Here is a 17,493-nt window from a genome sequence, read left to right as displayed (position 1 = left end):
TGGGGCTTAGCCGCGGTTTCTGTCCAGAATTTCAAAGCAGAAGCCGTGAGAGTTCTGATCGTCAGCGTCGTGGAATTCGCTGAAGGTGCTTTCCCACTCATCCGGCTCGTAGTCGGGGAAGTGCGTGTCCCCTTCTACTTCGGCATCAATGTGCGTCAGGTATAAACGGTCAGCGCGCGCCAGGAACTGGTCGTATACGTGACCACCACCCATGACCATCACTTCCTCAACATCGCCCGCCGCAGCAATAGCAGCATCAATGGAGGTAACCCAGGTGACGCCGTCGTGCGTGCCCGGTTGTGAACTGATCACGATATTTAAGCGACCAGGCAAAGGACGACCAATAGACTCGAACGTTTTGCGTCCCATGATGACCGGTTTGTTCAGCGTATTATGCTTAAACCAAGCCAGGTCAGCCGGTAAATGCCAAGGCATGGCGTTTTCCATGCCAATAACGCGATCCGCCGCCAGTGCGGCGATCAGGCTGATAATCATTATGAAACCCTGTGTAGAAGAGGATATTTACGGTGACTCAAAAAAGTGCAGACACTATACGGAAAGCCCCTCAAGCCGTCGATAGCGATAACTGCCCAACCTACAGATATAAGATGGCTCTTAGTCATGCGCGATTTATCATTATAAAAGTTCCAATTCGGCACCTTAATCCACGTCATATATAACGGATAATTATCTTAAAACGGTATATATCACTTATACGAATTCCAGACTCTTCAGAGCTTGTACAGTGCGGCTTACATGCTGGCGTCATTCGCGTACAGGGCCGTACAGCCCTCACCACTCCGCCGACGCGACTTTATACGAAACACAAAAAAAAAGCGTCGCCCGTAGTTTATGACTTTCAGGATTGGCGTATGATGCCGCCCTATCTGCTATTGAATCAACGACGGTTATTACCATGCTTGAAACCTCCCTATTTGTCGCCAGCATCTCCCTGCTCGGCATGCTCTCCCCCGGCCCAGATTTCTTTCTGGTGATAAAGAATGCGGCGCGCTATCCGAAAGTGGCGGCGCTGATGACGTCTCTGGGTGTAATTTGCGGGGTGATAACCCATATGTCTTACTGCGTGGCCGGGCTGGCGGTAGTGATCACCACCACGCCGTGGCTGTTCGACATGCTGAAGTATGTCGGCGCGGCTTACCTGATTTGGGTCGGCATTCAGGCGCTGTTCTCGCGCTCCAATAGCAAAATGAATCTGGACGGCTTAGAGCAGCAACAAATCAAGCTGCACAAAGCTTTCATTCAGGGCTACTTGTGCAATTTGCTCAACCCTAAGGCCACTCTGTTCTTCCTGGCGATGTTCACTCAGGTGCTGCAAGTGAACTCCAGCGTGGGCGAAAAGCTGTGGTATGCCTCGATTATCATTGGGCTGTCAGCCATTTGGTGGCCGCTGCTCTCCCTGCTGATCCAAAGCGCGCCGGTGCGCCGTGGTCTGGCAAAAGCACAGAAGATTGTCGATAAGCTGCTCGGTGGCGTGCTGATTGGTTTAGGGATTAAAGTCGCGCTGAGCTAATACCCCGCGGCCTTAACGCAAAACGGGCGATGCCTGCGCACCGCCCGTTTAATAATAAACTTCTTATCTCTTCAAGTTCGCCTTATCCCTTGGCTTCAATCACCTCATCTTCCGGCGCTTTACCGTCAATACTTCCACGCCAGCCCTGCTGCTGCCCTGAGGCCAGACGCTTCTGATCCTGCTCGATGGCGTCCGTCAGCATATCTTTGGCACGCTGCATACTGGCAACGCGGAACTCGGTATCCTCATAATTCTCGATAGTGGCTTCGAGCATTTTAAGGTTGTAGCGACGGAACAGATCGGCTTTTTCCCGCGCCTCGTATGCATCTAATCCCAGGAACTCCAGCGTCTCACGCCCGACGCGCAGCGAGCCTTCAAACAGCTCACGCTCAGGCGCCTCAACGCCAAGGCGACGCAGCTGATACCAGTGGTCGACGTCGCGAGCGCGGGCGATAATTTTCAGGTTCGGGAAATGCTCTTTTGCCAGCTCGGTGAGCTGGAGATTGGCCTCAACGTCGTCAATCGCGTTGATCAGCACCTTGGCCTGCCCCGCACCAGCGGACTCCAGCAGGTCAACGCGGGTGGCGTCGCCGTAAAACACTTTTGTGCCGAACTTGCGCAGCGTTTCGATATGGTCCGGGTCGTGATCCAAAACCACAGTATGCACGTTATTGGCCAGCAACAGACGGCCGGCGATCTGCCCGAAACGCCCAAATCCGGCAATGATCACCGTGGCATTTTCATCATCAATGGTATCGTCAGGGCGATTGTCTTTCGGCGCGTTGCGCTCCAGACGGCTCGCCAGCACCAGCAGCAGCGGCGTGACCGCCATGGAAAGCGCCACCGCCAGCGTCAGGGCTTTCGCCCACTCTACTGGCAGCACACCGGCCATCTGCGCGGTGCTGAAAATCACGAAAGCGAATTCACTGCCCTGCCCGATAAGAATGGCAAACAGGCCGCGCTGGCGTTTTGGCACGCCGAGCATCGGCCCAATAAGCCACAGCAGCGCGGCTTTCAGCAGCATGAAGCCCACCAGCAAAGTGGCAATTAACAGCGGCTGATGCACCAGCGTGCCGAAGTCGATAGACATGCCGACGCCGATGAAGAACAGCCCAAGCAGCAAGCCTTTAAAGGGCTGAATATCGCTTTCCAGCGCGTGGCGGTATTCCGAACTCGCCAGCATCACACCTGCCAAAAACGCCCCCATCGCCATCGACAGGCCCGCCGTTTCGAGCAAAATACCAAAGCCGAATACCAGAAAAAGCGCCACGGCGCTGAACACTTCGCGCATACCCGAACGGGCAACAAAGTGCAGCAAGGGCCGCGCCACGTAGCGCCCGAGCAGAATAACCGCTGCCAGTGCGCCAATCACTTTCGCGGCGGATAGCCCAAAGCTTGCCAGCGTAGTGGCTTCTCCGGTGCTCGCCAATAAAGGGATCATGGCAACCAGCGGAATGGCCGCGATATCCTGAAACAGCAGCACGGCAAAGGCGCTACGGCCAATGGGAGAAGTGGTCAGGCTGCGCTCGCTCATGGCCTGCATGGCGATGGCGGTGGAGGAAAGCGCCAACGTCAGGCCAATCAGCAAAGCGACTTTCCAGTCCAGACCCAGCAAATAACAGAACAGGCTGAGCAGTAAACCACAGCCGCCCATCTGGATACTGCCACCGCCGAATACCGAGGCGCGCAGGGTCCAGAGGCGTTTCGGGTCCAGCTCAAGGCCGATGATAAACAGCATCAGCACCACGCCGATCTCCGCAAAGGTCAGAATCGACTCAGGGTCGGAAACCAGTTTTAGCCCCCACGGGCCGATGATGCAGCCCGCAATCAGATAGCCCAGCACCGAGCCTAAGCCAAGGCGCACGGCAATCGGCACAAATAGCGCGGCGGAGCCGAGGTAGAGCAGCCCTTCAAGCAGCAAATTATGGTTTTCCATCGCTGCCTCCCACTGGCGCGGTTTCTTTCAAACTCAGACAAGCCGACAGGCGGCGGCGATACTCTTCGCCGGAGGCTTTCAGCGCCACCTCGTCGCAAATAAAGGTGTTATGTACGGCAAAATACGGCAACCAGTTCATCCCGCAGTAAACTGCCGTGGCCTGCAGCGGCTGGGCTAGAACGTCGAAATCAGGATGGTCGCCCAGCTCAAAGTGATGCTCATTGCCGCCGGTGGTCACCGCCCACAGACAGTGTTTACCATTCAAGGCATTGCCTTCATGGCCATAGGCCCAACCGTGCTCCAGCACTTTATCAATCCACAGTTTTAGCAGCGGCGGCATGCTGTACCACTGAAGAGGATGTTGGAAAACCACCAGATCGGCGCGCTCGACCGCCGCCTGCTCAGCGCTGATATCAATGCTGAAATCGGGATAGAGATCGTAAAGAGAGCGGACTTCGACATCAGGAAGATCAGCGATTGCCGACAGCAAGCGCTGATTGGCCCGGGAGTGGCGTGGATAAGGGTGGGCGTAAACAATTAAAATCATCAGTCAGCTCATATCGTCAAAACATAGATTAATCATAAAGTATTTCTGCGGTTTATAACTGCCGCCAGTGCCAAGCGAAAGTAATAAAAACGCCCGCTTCCTTTCGGTTGCGGGCGTCGCAGTACCAGACACTAAAGTCTTAAGGTTACTTTTTAATTTTAGCGTGCATTTCCTGAACCGAAATCACCTGCTCGGTTGGGTCGGAAGAGAGCGCCATTGCGGTCGCGAAACCGCCGTTCAGGGTGGTGTCATAGTGCACTTTGTATTGCAGCGCGCTGCGGCGAATCAGCTTGGAATCCTCAATCGCCTGACGACCCGCCGTGGTGTTCACGATATACACATACTCGCCGTTTTTGATGCGGTCCTGAATGTGCGGGCGGCCTTCATGCACCTTGTTGACCAGGCGTGGGTTAATCCCCGCTTCGCCCAGCACCACAGCAGTACCGTGAGTAGCGTCCAGCTCGAAGCCGCGTTTAAGCAGCTTGGCGGCCAAATCCACCACGCGACCTTTATCCCCTTCGCGCACTGACAGCAGTGCACGTCCGGCTTTCTTCATGCCGGAGTTACTGCCGAGCTGCGCCTTGGCGAAGGCTTCGGCGAAGGTGCGACCGACGCCCATCACTTCACCGGTTGAGCGCATTTCTGGCCCTAAGATTGGGTCAACGCCCGGGAACTTGTTGAACGGTAGCACCACTTCTTTCACCGAGTAGTACGGTGGAATGATCTCTTCGGTCACGCCTTGCTGAGCCAGCGTCTGCCCCGCCATCACACGAGCCGCCACTTTCGCCAGCGGAATGCCCGTGGCTTTAGAGACGAACGGCACGGTACGCGCGGCGCGTGGGTTAACCTCAATCAGGTAAACCTCATTGTTTTTCACCGCGAACTGCACGTTCATCAGGCCGCGAACGCTCAGCTCAAAGGCCAGTTTCTCAACCTGTTGGCGCATCACGTCCTGAATCTCTTTGCTCAGCGTGTAGGCTGGCAGAGAACAGGCGGAGTCGCCGGAGTGCACGCCAGCTTGCTCGATGTGCTCCATGATGCCGCCAATCAGTACGCGCTCACCGTCGCAGATAGCATCGACGTCCACTTCTACCGCGTCATCAAGGAAACGGTCGAGCAGCACCGGCGCGTCGTTAGAGACGCTAACCGCGTTCTGGAAGTAGCGACGCAGGTCGATTTCGTCATACACGATTTCCATCGCACGGCCGCCCAGCACGTAAGACGGGCGCACCACCAGCGGATAACCAATGCCGCTGGCTTTTTCTACCGCTTGCTCAATGGTCGCGACCGTGGCGTTAGCGGGCTGTTTCAGGCCCAGGCGGTTAACCGCCTGCTGGAAACGCTCGCGGTCTTCGGCGCGGTCGATGGCGTCAGGGCTGGTGCCGATAATTGGCACGCCCGCTGCTTCGAGTTCGCGAGCCAGTTTCAGCGGAGTTTGCCCGCCGTATTGCACGATCACGCCTTTTGGCTGCTCAATACGCACGATTTCCAGCACGTCTTCCAGCGTCACTGACTCGAAGTACAGGCGATCAGAGGTGTCGTAGTCGGTGGAAACCGTTTCAGGGTTACAGTTCACCATGATGGTTTCGTAACCGTCTTCGCGCAGCGCCAGCGAGGCGTGAACGCAGCAGTAGTCGAACTCGATGCCCTGACCGATACGGTTTGGCCCGCCGCCTAACACCATGATTTTTGGCTTATCGTTAGTCGGGTTGGACTCGCACTCTTCTTCATAAGTGGAGTACATGTAGGCAGTGTCGGTGGAGAATTCTGCCGCACAGGTATCAACACGTTTGTAGACCGGGTGCAGGTTGTATTTGTGACGCAGTTTGCGCACTTCGCTCTCTGACACGCCAACCAACTTCGCCAAGCGCAGGTCGGCAAAGCCTTTGCGCTTCAACATGCGCAGGTAGTCGTGGGTCAGGATGTTGAAGCCGCCTTCGGCCACTTCGTTTTCCAGCTTCACCAGCTCTTCAATCTGCACCAGGAACCAGCGGTCGATGTTGGTCAGGTTGAAGATACCGTCGACAGACAGGCCAGCGCGGAAGGCGTCGGCGATGTACCAGATACGGTCTGAACCGGCTTCTTTCAGTTCGCGGCGGATCTTGGTCAGGGCTTCTGGGTCATCCAGACTCACTTTCGGGTCGAAGCCGCTAGCGCCCACTTCCAAGCCGCGCAGGGCTTTTTGCAGAGATTCTTGCTGGGTGCGGCCAATCGCCATCACTTCGCCGACAGATTTCATCTGCGTGGTCAGACGGTCGTTGGCACCGGCAAACTTCTCGAAGTTGAAGCGAGGAATTTTGGTGACAACGTAGTCGATTGATGGCTCGAACGATGCCGGCGTTTTGCCGCCGGTGATGTCGTTCATCAGCTCGTCCAGCGTATAACCTACCGCCAGCTTGGCGGCCACTTTGGCAATCGGGAAGCCGGTTGCTTTAGAAGCCAGAGCAGAAGAGCGCGACACGCGCGGGTTCATTTCGATAACAATCAGGCGGCCGTTTTTCGGGTTCACGGAGAACTGCACGTTAGAACCGCCGGTTTCCACGCCGATTTCACGCAGTACCGCCATCGAGGCGTTACGCATGATTTGGTATTCTTTGTCGGTCAGGGTCTGCGCCGGAGCCACGGTGATGGAGTCACCGGTGTGGATGCCCATGGCGTCGAAGTTTTCGATTGAACAGACGATGATGCAGTTGTCGTTCTTATCGCGCACCACTTCCATTTCGTACTCTTTCCAGCCAATCAGCGACTCATCAATCAGCAGCTCTTTAGTTGGGGAAAGGTCCAGACCGCGCTCGCAAATCTCTTCGAACTCTTCGCGGTTGTAGGCGATACCGCCGCCGGTGCCGCCCATAGTGAATGATGGGCGGATGATGCATGGGAAGCCAACGTCAGCGGCAACCGCCAGCGCTTCTTCCATATTGTGAGCAATGCCGGAACGCGCGGTGTCGAGGCCAATCTTCTTCATCGCCACGTCGAAACGGCGGCGGTCTTCGGCTTTGTCGATAGCGTCGGCGGTGGCACCAATCATGGTGACGCCAAATTCCGCCAGCACGCCCTGACGTTCCAGCTCGAGTGCGCAGTTCAGTGCTGTCTGGCCGCCCATGGTTGGCAGCACGGCATCTGGACGCTCTTTCTCGATGATTTTACGCACCACTTCCCAGTGAATTGGCTCGATGTAGGTTGCATCGGCCATTTCCGGGTCGGTCATGATGGTCGCCGGGTTGGAGTTCACCAGAATGACGCGGTAACCCTCTTCGCGCAGGGCTTTACAGGCCTGCGCGCCGGAATAGTCAAACTCACAAGCCTGACCGATAACAATCGGGCCAGCGCCGAGGATCAGGATGCTTTTTATGTCTGTACGTTTTGGCATGTTTTAGTGCTCCTGATTTATTTGCCAGTCTGAGTGGCGTGAGAACGGTATTGCTCAATCAGCTCGATAAAGTGGTCGAACAGCGGTGCCGCGTCGTGCGGGCCCGGGCTGGCTTCTGGGTGCCCCTGGAAGCTGAACGCGGCTTTATCCGTGCGATGAATCCCCTGAACCGTGTGGTCGAACAGCGACTTGTGGGTCACGCGCAGGTTGGCTGGCAGGCCATTTTCATCTACCGCAAAGCCGTGGTTCTGCGCGGTGATCATCACCACATTGTTGTCGAGATCTTTCACCGGGTGGTTACCACCGTGATGGCCAAGCTTCATTTTCAGCGTTTTCGCGCCGCTGGCCAGTGCCAGTAACTGGTGGCCCAGACAGATGCCGAAGACCGGAATGTCAGTCTCGAGGAAGGCCTTGATGGCGTCGATGGCGTAGTCGCATGGCTCCGGGTCGCCCGGTCCGTTGGACAGGAAGATGCCGTCTGGATTGAGCTTTAACACGTCTTCGGCTGGCGTTTGTGCCGGCACCACGGTCAGGCGGCAGCCGCGGTCAACCAGCATGCGCAGGATGTTGCGTTTTGCGCCGTAGTCATAAGCCACCACGTGGAATTTCAGCTCTTCAGCCGGTTTCGCTTCAGGCAGTTCGCCTTCTAATGTCCAGCTGCCCTGCTGCCAGCTGTAAGACTCTTTGGTGGTCACTTCTTTCGCCAAGTCCATCCCTTTCAGGCCCGGGAAGGCTTTAGCTTTCTCAAGTGCCAGCACTGCGTCCACGGAGTCGCCAGCGATGATGCAGCCGTTTTGTGCGCCTTTTTCACGCAGCACGCGAGTCAGTTTACGGGTATCAATGTCGGCGATAGCGACGATGTTGTGGCGTTTGAGATAGTCAGAAAGGTTTTCGGTACTGCGGTAGTTGCTGGCAATAAGAGGTAAATCGCGGATAACCAAACCTTGAGCGTGTACTGCAGAGGATTCTTCATCAGCGGCGTTAGTGCCGACATTACCAATATGGGGATAAGTAAGAGTAACAATTTGGCGGGAATAGGAAGGATCAGTAAGGATTTCTTGATAACCGGTCATCGACGTATTGAAGACCACTTCCCCCACTGCCGTACCTTCTGCCCCGATGGCCCGACCGTGGAATTGGGTTCCGTCTTCCAGAACCAATAGCGCTGACTTTATCAAAGCATCCTCCAGGAATAATCAATCACATTATTTGCATATTAATTCAGATAAGCCGATCTAAATCAATGCAAAAATCGCCCTCGAAGCCAATTTTCGGCAAATTGCGCGCATTCTAATGATGGGCGCTCGCTTTGTCTACCAAAAGCACCAATATTTCTCTGTTTTATACAGAACTCAGTGAAATAGCGACCTCACAGCCATAAAAGCACGGGCTAAGTCACTATAGTAAACGTTTGCGAGGGCGGTTGTCTGAAAAAAGGCGGGAAATCGGCAAATGTTACACATCGGATCTGTTGAGGAGGTCGTTTTGTAGTCAGCGAAGAGCTTAAAAACTCACAAAACACATTTAAATAGGCATCAAATCAAGAAAAAGGAGCCAAGCTTCATTTTTTTTATAAAAAAGAAAAGGGCAGTCAAGGAACTGCCCTATAATCAAAGAACTATGATTAAAACAACCACATCACAATGGTGTAAAACTTAAATATCATCTAATTTCAGCACATCACGCATATCGAATAAGCCAACTTTAACGCCTTCCAGCCACTTTCCTGCACGAACCGCGCCTTTTGCAAAGGTCATTCGGCTAGACGCCTTATGGGTAATCTCAACGCGTTCGCCGATATCGGCAAAAATCGCCGTATGCTCACCCACGATGTCTCCTGCACGCACGGTCGCAAAACCGATGCTCTTAGGATCACGCTCGCCGGTATGGCCGACGCGGGAAAACACCCCGTGCTCCTTGAGATTGCGACCCAATGTGTCGGCAATCGCCTCACCCATCGCTAACGCCGTGCCCGAAGGCGCGTCAACTTTATGGCGATGGTGAGCTTCAATAATTTCGATATCCGTGTAGTCGCCCATCACCTCGGCGGCTTTTTCCAACAGCTTGAGGACCAGATTGACACCCACGCTAAAGTTCGCGGCGAAAACGACCGGAATAGACTCGGCTGCCTGCTGGATTGCCGCCTTACCGGCGTCATCAAAGCCGGTAGTGCCGATAACAATACCTTTGCGGTGTTTCACGCAGAAGTCGAGATAAGCCAGAGAAGCTTCTGGACGCGTGAAGTCGATCAAGACGTCGAAGTCGTTCACCACGTCATCGAGGCTATCGCTCACCTTGATATTCAAACGGCCGACGCCCGCCAGCTCGCCCGCGTCAGTTCCCACCAGCGAGGAGCCTTGGCGCTGAATGGCGGCGCCCAGCACTACGCCATCAGCTTCGCAAACCGCCTGAATAAGCTGGCGTCCCATTCTTCCACCCGCGCCCACAATGGCCATGCGCAGTTCAGCATTACTCATAATCTCTCTCTTTATAAATGTGTTCTGCTTTATAACAGCAGCAGGTTATCGGCCCCTCAGGAGAGGAGCCAGCAAAATTGCGGCATAATTAGAAAATTATGATATAGCCCAGCTAACATCAGTAAAACATATCAGCTCAAAAGTTATCCATTTGATGATTTTATGTTACTCATCAATGAAAATCGTCAGGGCAAGCAAGGCGCGTTTCTGAAAATAGCCATTCCCCACTCGCGCATAATCATTCAATTTTATGCATAGGGTTGCACAGAGTTTGGCTGCGGCATACAGCACCGTTGGCGTATCCCCGATTTGTCTTTACGCAGCACAATCCCCCTCGCTAATTGCTACATAAAGCAACAAACGCGCACTTTTAACGATCTAAAACATCAATTTTTCATTATATGTAACGAAATGATATTGATAAAACCAATAAATATGGTAATAAATAGCCCGCTAATTTTAACCCGCGAAACTTGATTTCGTTGCGTTAATAATTCGGCGCGTTTTCACCTTTGCCAGATAGTCACCGGTAAAGGGAATATAAAATAATAATGAGCCAACATCATTGATGATTCTCTTAAAATCATCGAGTTGGCGCAGGGGCAACGATGAAATTCAAACTAAACAGAGTCACACAGGTGGCTTCTGCCGGGCTACTCTTTGGCCTGACGTCTTTCGCTTCACAGGCTGAAATCACCCTTATTAAGCAAGATCCGCAGCCAAATGACCTGCTGAGTCGTCTCGACTTCAAGGTTGGCGGCAGTATTCGCCCACAGTGGAATATGGAAACGGGCAATAAAGATAAAGGCTCTTACAAAAACAACGGCTTTGACGGCGGCTCGCGTTTTCGCTTCACGGCGGATTACTACCTGTTTGATGATATCAGCTGGGTCAGCTACTACGAACTGGGTGTCAACTTCCCTGCCCTGTTCGACTGGGATAATCACTATGCCGACGGCGCGCGCAATACCTCTCGCCGCCAACTCTACACCGGCCTGAAAAGCAAAACCTACGGACAGTTGACCTTCGGCCAGCAAAACAGCGTGTATTACGACGTGGTTGGCGTGAAAACTGACATCTGGGACTACGACATGCTCGCTCAGGCGCCGGGGAACGGCGTGAATGGCGACTACGACGGCTCTTATCGTTCGCGCAAGATGTTGAAATACAAGAACACCTTCGGCGATGCTGATGTCTACGCCTCTTACCTGTTCGCCGATACCGATCTGCTGACCGGCGATGGCCTGCGTTATAAACGTAAAGGCGGCGGCTCTATCGGCGTGGATTACCACATCACCAAAGAACTGACTTGGGGCACGGCGTACAACTACACCAACGCTGAGATGAAAAACCCGGGCGGCAACAGCTCCACCAACTATGACCAAAATATCATTGGTACCGCATTAAGCTGGAAACCGGGCAACTGGACGGCCTCTTTCGGCGGCGGTTATTACAACAACTTCCTGACGACTAAGCAGAAAGCGGATAATAACTACTTTGCTGGCGACGCCTACGGTCTGGAATACTTCCTGGGCTACGCCTTCCCAATCAACCAGTACGCGGTGAAAACCGTTCAGCCATACTTCATGGGTGACCGACTAACCTACGTCTCCGGCCGTGATTATCAGCGTATCGATAATGGCTTAGGCGTATCGGTTCAACTCGATTACGGCTTCCGCGTTGATTATGAACACGTATTTAGCTCCACCACCGACGACCGTGGCGACATGAACCTGGTTCGTCTGAGATACGATTTCTAACCCTCATTAACTCACCTCAGGGGCTGGCTTTACGTTTTATTAACGGGCCGGCCCCTTCTTTTTACGCCTTTTATTCTATCCTCCATCAGCAAAGCCAGACTAGACTATGTAAAGACACTGCCATGAAGGAGAGCTTTACGATGTCAGCATTTTTACGATCCGCCATCACTGCGATAGACGACTACCGTGCCGAGCTGGGAGAGACGCCGGTATGGTGTCAACGCACGCAGTCATTACTGTGGGTCGATATTCTCAACTTAAAACTGCTGCGCTACTGGCCGTCCCAGCACAAAACCGAGGTACGCAAGCTGCCCTCGTTAACCAGCGCCGTGCTGTTAACCAGCGCGCTGAATCGCTTTTTGCTGGTCTCGCAAGATGGCCTGCACCTGTATGACTATGCCTTCAGCAAGACAGAGAAAATCTGTGATTATGTCGGCAGAGAAGGCACCAGAACCAATGAAGCCGCTATCGCGCCAGACGGCTCCCTGTGGTTCAGCACTATGGATGTGAAGGAAGAGCAGACGCTGGGCGGGTGGTATCGCTATGAGAGCGGTGCGCCACATCCCGAGCTGATGATGGACAACGTGGGCATTCCCAACACGCTGGCGTGGCATGAAAGCAAAGTGTGGTTTGCCGACAGCATGAAGAAGCGTTTTTACTCTGCCAACGCCCGCCACATCAATCCGCTGAAAATCGCCTGCTTCTCGTCTGGGGATAAAACGCCGGATGGCTCGGCAGTCTCCTTGGACGGCCTGCTGCTCACTGCCTGCTGGGGCAGCAGCTGCCTGTTACGCCAGCAAATCAATCAGGGCGAGTTGCTGACCCTCGACACCATTGCCCTTCCCGTCGCTCAGCCAAGCTGCTGTACCTTTGGCGGGCCGGACATGAGCGAGCTGTTCATCACCTCGGCGCGCAAAGGCTTGGAGAACCCAAGCGAACTGGACGGCGCCCTGCTCCACGTGCAGACCGGCACCACGGGTACGCCGCAGAACCTGTTCCGTCTCAACTGATTATCATAAAAAAAAGCGGCCAGTTTTCACTGACCGCTTTCTACTCTTGCGCGTCTTGCTCGATTAGCTGATGAACTTAGTCAACCTGACGCACATCAACCCGCAGCTCTTTCGGCACTTCGAAAACGATATTCTCTTCGCGCCCTTCCACGTTAATCACATCCGCGCAGCCAAAGGCTTTCAGCTTGCTGATCACGTCCTGCACCAGAATGTCTGGAGCAGAAGCACCGGCGGTGACGCCAATGCTCTTGGCGTCTTTCAGCCAAGACTCTTGGATATCAGCGGCGGAGTCGATCAGGTAAGAAGGCACACCAACGCGCTGCGCCAGTTCGGCCAGGCGGTTAGAGTTTGACGAGTTCTTCGAGCCGACCACCAGCACCACGTCAGCCCCGTCGGCCAGATGGCGCACGGCCTCCTGACGGTTAGTGGTGGCGTAGCAAATGTCGTCTTTGCGTGGGCCAATGATTTTCGGGAAACGGTCGCGCAGGGCGTCGATCACTTCTGAAGTATCATCCACCGACAGCGTGGTTTGCGTCATGAAGCACAGGTTACTTTCATCTTTCACCTGCAGCTTATAGACGTCCGCTGGCGATTCGACCAAGTACATGCCGCCATTAGGGTTGCTGTACTGCCCCATGGTGCCTTCCACTTCTGGGTGACCGGCGTGACCAATCAAAATCGCCTCGGTGCCCTTACGGCTGGCACGTGCGACTTCCATATGGACCTTCGTCACTAATGGGCAGGTGGCGTCAAACAGCATGGTCAGCTCACGCGCCTTGGCTTCGGCACGCACGGCCTGAGAAACGCCGTGTGCTGAGAAAATCAGGATTGAGCCGTCCGGCACTTCGCTGATTTGCTCGATAAACACCGCGCCGCGCTGGCGCAGGCTATCAACCACGTAACGGTTGTGAACCACCTCATGACGCACATAGATCGGCGCGCCATACAGCTCGAGGGCGCGCTCGACGATGCTGATCGCACGATCCACGCCTGCGCAGAACCCGCGTGGGTTAGCCAGCAGTATTTGCATCTTTCTCCTCCAGTTGCGGATCAATCTCCAGCACTTCGATATCGAAATCGATATGCTGGCCCGCCAGTGGATGATTGAAATCAACGGTGATGGAATCTTCGGTCACGTCACGCACCACGCCAGGCATTTCGCTGCCGTCACGGGTAGTAAATAACATGATGGTGCCCACGTCAGGAATGCCCGTTTCTTGGAAATCTCGACGCGAGAAATATTGAACCAGATCAGGGCTTTTCGAGCCGAAAGCAGATTCAGGTGCCAGCGTAAAAGCGTGCTTATCGCCCACTTTTAACCCGAGCAGTTCATTCTCCAGCGCGTCGGACAGGCTGCCGTCTCCCAGTCGAAACAGGGCCGGTTTGCCATTACCACGGGTGGATTCCGCCGTTGAGCCATCTTCCAGCTTCAGGGTGAAATGCACCAGCACCGCGCTGTCGTGTTTTACCTGTTCAGACATGTTTTATCCTTTGCTCTTCGCGGCAGCATTGGGTTTGGCTAAGAAGCCTTCCAGCACCACCAGCACGGCACCCACACAGATAAAGCTGTCTGCCAGATTGAATATCGGGTAATGCCAGTCATTGACGTAGAAGTCGATAAAGTCGATGACAAAACCGTGCACCATGCGATCGAATAGGTTGCCCAGCGCGCCGCCGATAATCATCGCAAAAGCGATGTTATTCATGCGCTGAGTGGCGCTGCTGCGGTACATCAGCACCAGCAGAATAATCACGATAGCCAGAGCAATCAGGGCAAAGAACCAACGCTGCCAGCCGCCTTTATCCGCCAGGAAGCTAAACGCCGCCCCCGGATTATGGGCGTAAGTCAGGTTAAAGAACGGGATCAGCGGCATGGATTCGCCAAGCTGAAAATGCCCCATGACCAAGAACTTGCTGCCGAGATCAAGGATGACAACCAAAACCGCCAGCCAAAGCCAGCGGAGTCCGGTAGAACAAATAGGTTTACTCATTATGCAAACTTACGCTCTTCGCCGTCGCCGGCAATGTTAGTCACACAACGGCCACAGATTTCGCTGTGTTCCGCGTCCTGGCCGACGTCAGTGGTGTAGTGCCAGCAGCGTGGGCACTTGTCGCCTTCTGCTTTTTCCAGACCGATTTTCAGGCCCTTGAGCAACTCACTGGCCTGCGCGCTGTCATCAGCATCCGCCAATGGCGCCACGCGAGCGCCGGACGTCAGTAACACAAAGCGTAGCTCGTTACCCAGAGAACGCAGGTCAGCAGCCAGTTTATCGTCAGCGTACAGCGTTACCGCAGCTTCCAACGATCCTCCCACGCGCTTATCAGCACGCGCCTGCTCGATAACTTTGTTCACTTCGCCACGCACTTTCAGCAGCTCGTCCCAGAAGTCATCATTCATCGATTCGTCGCCAGCCAGGCCAAACAGGCCGTCGAACCACTCTTCGGTGAAGACGAACTTCTCGCGAGAACCCGGCAGGAAGGCCCAGATTTCGTCGGCGGTGAAGGACATGATTGGCGCCATCCAGCGCACCAAGGCTTCAGAGATGTAATACAGCGCGGTCTGGCAGCTGCGGCGAGCCACGCTGTCGCTTTTCGCGGTGTACTGACGGTCTTTAATGATGTCGAGATAGAACGACCCCATTTCAACCGAGCAGAACTGCATCAGGCGCTGTACCACTTCGTGGAAGTCATAGCGCTCGTAAGCGGCAATGATCTCTTCTTGAGCGGCTTTGGCACGGCCGACGGCCCAGCGATCCAGCACCACCATCTCTTCCGGCTTCACGCAGTGCAGCGCAGGATCAAACCCATTCAGGTTAGCCAGCAAGAAGCGCGCGGTGTTACGGATACGACGATAAGAGTCGGCGGAACGCTTGAGGATCTCGTCTGACACGGCGATTTCGCCGGTGTAGTCAGTTGACGCAACCCACAGACGCAGAATGTCGCCGCCCAGCTTGTTCATCACGTCCTGAGGACTGACGGTGTTGCCGATGGACTTGGACATTTTGCGGCCCTGACCATCAACGGTGAAGCCGTGAGTCAGAACTTGTTTGTATGGCGCTTTGCCTTTCATGGCGGTTGAGATCATCAGAGATGACATGAACCAGCCACGGTGTTGGTCGGAGCCTTCCAGATACATGTCAGCTTCGTGGCCGTTGAACTCAGGGCGCACGGCAACCACCGAGGCGCTGGTTGAACCGGAGTCGAACCACACGTCCAGCGTGTCAGGCACTTTCACGTAATCTGCGGCGTCAGCACCCAGAATGTCGGCAGGATCGAGATCCCACCAAGCCTGAATACCGTCAACTTCAACGCGTTTCGCCACTTCTTCCATCAGTTCCAGAGTGCGCGGGTGTAGCTGTTCAGTATCTTTATGCACGAACAGAGACATCGGCACGCCCCAGGTACGCTGACGGGAGATACACCAGTCCGGACGGTTAGCGACCATGTTTTCGATACGCGCCTGACCCCAATCTGGGATCCACTGCACGCCTTTGATCTCTTCCAGAGATTTCGCGCGCAGACCTTTCTGGTCCATGCTGACGAACCACTGCGGCGTAGCGCGGAAGATAATTGGCGTTTTGTGACGCCAGCAGCACGGATAGCTATGATTCAGCTTCTCAACGTGCAGCAGTGCGCCTTTCTCGCGCAGCAGTTCAACGATCAGGTCGTTGGCTTTGAAGACGAATTTACCATCCAGTGAAGGATAGGTGCCCGGCAGGTAGCAGCCGTTCGGGCCAACCGGGTTAGCCACTTCCAAACCGTATTTCTGGCCGATAACAAAGTCATCTGGGCCGTGGCCCGGCGCGGTATGAACAGCACCCGTACCGGCATCCAGCGTGACGTGGTCGCCAAGAATCGCTGGCACGTCGAAGTCGAGGAACGGATGCTTGAAGCGCAGCAGCTCGAGGTCAGCGCCTTTGCACTCACCCAGCACGGTCCACTCAGCGATACCCGCGCGCTTCATAACGCTTTCCACCAAGTCGGTTGCCAGAATCAGGCACTGGCCTTCAACCTGCACCAACTGGTAAGCAAACTCGGCATTCAATGAGATCGCGCGGTTAGCTGGCATGGTCCACGGCGTGGTGGTCCAGATAACCAGAGAAACCGGGCCATTGAAGGCGGTCGCGCCAAATTTTGCCGCCACGGCGGCTGGGTCGACGGCGTTAAAGGTCACGTCGATGGATGGCGACACTTTGTCGTAATACTCCACTTCGGCTTCAGCCAGAGAAGAGCCGCAGTCCGCACACCAGTGGACAGGCTTAGCGCCTTTGTGCAGATGGCCATTGCCGATGATTTTGCCCAAAGCACGGATGATGTTGGCTTCGGTTTTGAAATCCATCGTCAGGTATGGGTGGTCCCAATCGCCCAGCACGCCAAGGCGGATGAAGTCTTTCTTCTGACCTTCAACCTGCTCAGCGGCGTATTTGCGACATGCTGCGCGGAATTCAGCAGCGGAGACTTTCTCACCCGGCTTGCCGATCAGCTGTTCTACTTTCAGCTCGATTGGCAGACCGTGGCAGTCCCAGCCCGGCACATAAGGCGAGTCAAAACCGGCCATGCCCTTGGACTTAACAATAATGTCTTTGAGAATTTTGTTAACTGAGTGACCAATATGAATGCTGCCGTTCGCATACGGAGGGCCGTCATGCAAAATAAAGGACTTTTTGCCCTTTTTGGCTGCGCGAATAATCCCGTACAGATCCTGTTCATACCAGTTTTTCAGCATGTCAGGTTCTCGCTTGGCCAAATCGCCACGCATCGGGAACCCTGTTTCCGGCAAGTTCAGGGTGTTCTTATAGTCACTCATTAGATTCTCGGTTCCGTTTTTCTGCTGGATGTCAGGCCCATGGCGGCTGCCAGTA

The 17,493-nt window shown here is 54.6% G+C and carries 13 protein-coding genes; 3 read left to right on the top strand and 10 right to left on the bottom strand.

Going from position 1 to position 17,493, the window contains the following annotated elements:
• Positions 1-6: 6 nt before the first annotated feature.
• Positions 7-495 carry a type 3 dihydrofolate reductase gene (folA, locus tag V2154_RS02725; RefSeq protein ID WP_353500966.1) on the bottom strand — a complete coding sequence of 163 codons (489 nt, stop codon included), beginning with the start codon at positions 493-495 and terminating at the stop codon, positions 7-9.
• Positions 496-916: 421 nt separating this feature from the next.
• On the opposite strand from folA, the gene V2154_RS02720 reads away from it, so the two are divergent.
• Positions 917-1,531, top strand: a complete 615-nt coding sequence (locus V2154_RS02720) for a LysE family translocator (RefSeq protein WP_353500965.1) — start codon at positions 917-919, stop codon at positions 1,529-1,531.
• A gap of 82 nt (positions 1,532-1,613) precedes the next feature.
• Here the strand turns inward: V2154_RS02720 and kefC are convergent, their stop codons facing one another.
• From kefC to dapB, 5 genes are all read right to left on the bottom strand, one after another.
• Positions 1,614-3,467, bottom strand: a complete 1,854-nt coding sequence (kefC, locus tag V2154_RS02715; protein WP_353500964.1) for a glutathione-regulated potassium-efflux system protein KefC — start codon at positions 3,465-3,467, stop codon at positions 1,614-1,616.
• Positions 3,454-4,014 (bottom strand): glutathione-regulated potassium-efflux system oxidoreductase KefF, encoded by a 561-nt coding sequence (gene kefF / locus V2154_RS02710; protein WP_353500963.1) that lies wholly within the window; start codon positions 4,012-4,014, stop codon positions 3,454-3,456. The genes kefC and kefF overlap by 14 nt, the downstream gene beginning before the upstream one ends.
• Positions 4,015-4,159: 145 nt before the next feature.
• Positions 4,160-7,384, bottom strand: a complete 3,225-nt coding sequence (gene carB / locus V2154_RS02705; RefSeq protein WP_353500962.1) for a carbamoyl-phosphate synthase large subunit — start codon at positions 7,382-7,384, stop codon at positions 4,160-4,162.
• A gap of 17 nt (positions 7,385-7,401) precedes the next feature.
• Entirely contained in the window at positions 7,402-8,562 is a 1,161-nt protein-coding gene (gene carA / locus V2154_RS02700) for a glutamine-hydrolyzing carbamoyl-phosphate synthase small subunit (protein WP_353500961.1), read from the bottom strand.
• Positions 8,563-9,039: 477 nt separating this feature from the next.
• Complete coding sequence (dapB, locus tag V2154_RS02695; RefSeq protein WP_353500960.1) at positions 9,040-9,861, bottom strand: 4-hydroxy-tetrahydrodipicolinate reductase; 822 nt, start codon at positions 9,859-9,861, stop codon at positions 9,040-9,042.
• 608 nt (positions 9,862-10,469) lie between these two features.
• On the opposite strand from dapB, the gene V2154_RS02690 reads away from it, so the two are divergent.
• Entirely contained in the window at positions 10,470-11,621 is a 1,152-nt protein-coding gene (locus tag V2154_RS02690; RefSeq protein WP_353500959.1) for a porin, read from the top strand.
• A gap of 140 nt (positions 11,622-11,761) precedes the next feature.
• Positions 11,762-12,631, top strand: a complete 870-nt coding sequence (locus V2154_RS02685; protein WP_353500958.1) for an SMP-30/gluconolactonase/LRE family protein — start codon at positions 11,762-11,764, stop codon at positions 12,629-12,631.
• A gap of 76 nt (positions 12,632-12,707) precedes the next feature.
• Here the strand turns inward: V2154_RS02685 and ispH are convergent, their stop codons facing one another.
• From ispH to ileS, 4 genes are read right to left on the bottom strand one after another with little or no spacing between them, the layout of a single operon-like run.
• Positions 12,708-13,661, bottom strand: a complete 954-nt coding sequence (gene ispH, locus V2154_RS02680; protein ID WP_154145902.1) for a 4-hydroxy-3-methylbut-2-enyl diphosphate reductase — start codon at positions 13,659-13,661, stop codon at positions 12,708-12,710.
• Entirely contained in the window at positions 13,642-14,112 is a 471-nt protein-coding gene (gene fkpB / locus V2154_RS02675; RefSeq protein WP_034787062.1) for an FKBP-type peptidyl-prolyl cis-trans isomerase, read from the bottom strand. The genes ispH and fkpB overlap by 20 nt, the downstream gene beginning before the upstream one ends.
• A 3-nt stretch (positions 14,113-14,115) precedes the next feature.
• Positions 14,116-14,622 carry a signal peptidase II gene (gene lspA, locus V2154_RS02670; protein ID WP_353500957.1) on the bottom strand — a complete coding sequence of 169 codons (507 nt, stop codon included), beginning with the start codon at positions 14,620-14,622 and terminating at the stop codon, positions 14,116-14,118.
• Complete coding sequence (gene ileS, locus V2154_RS02665; protein ID WP_353500956.1) at positions 14,622-17,438, bottom strand: isoleucine--tRNA ligase; 2,817 nt, start codon at positions 17,436-17,438, stop codon at positions 14,622-14,624. Before ileS ends, lspA begins: the two co-directional genes overlap by 1 nt.
• Positions 17,439-17,493 lie beyond the last annotated feature (55 nt).

The sequence above is a fragment of the Ewingella sp. CoE-038-23 genome (genome assembly GCF_040419245.1).
Classification (GTDB): Bacteria; Pseudomonadota; Gammaproteobacteria; order Enterobacterales; family Enterobacteriaceae; genus Ewingella; species Ewingella allii.
Note: the sequence above shows the minus strand (reverse complement) of the source record. Positions and strands in the feature narration are given on the sequence as shown.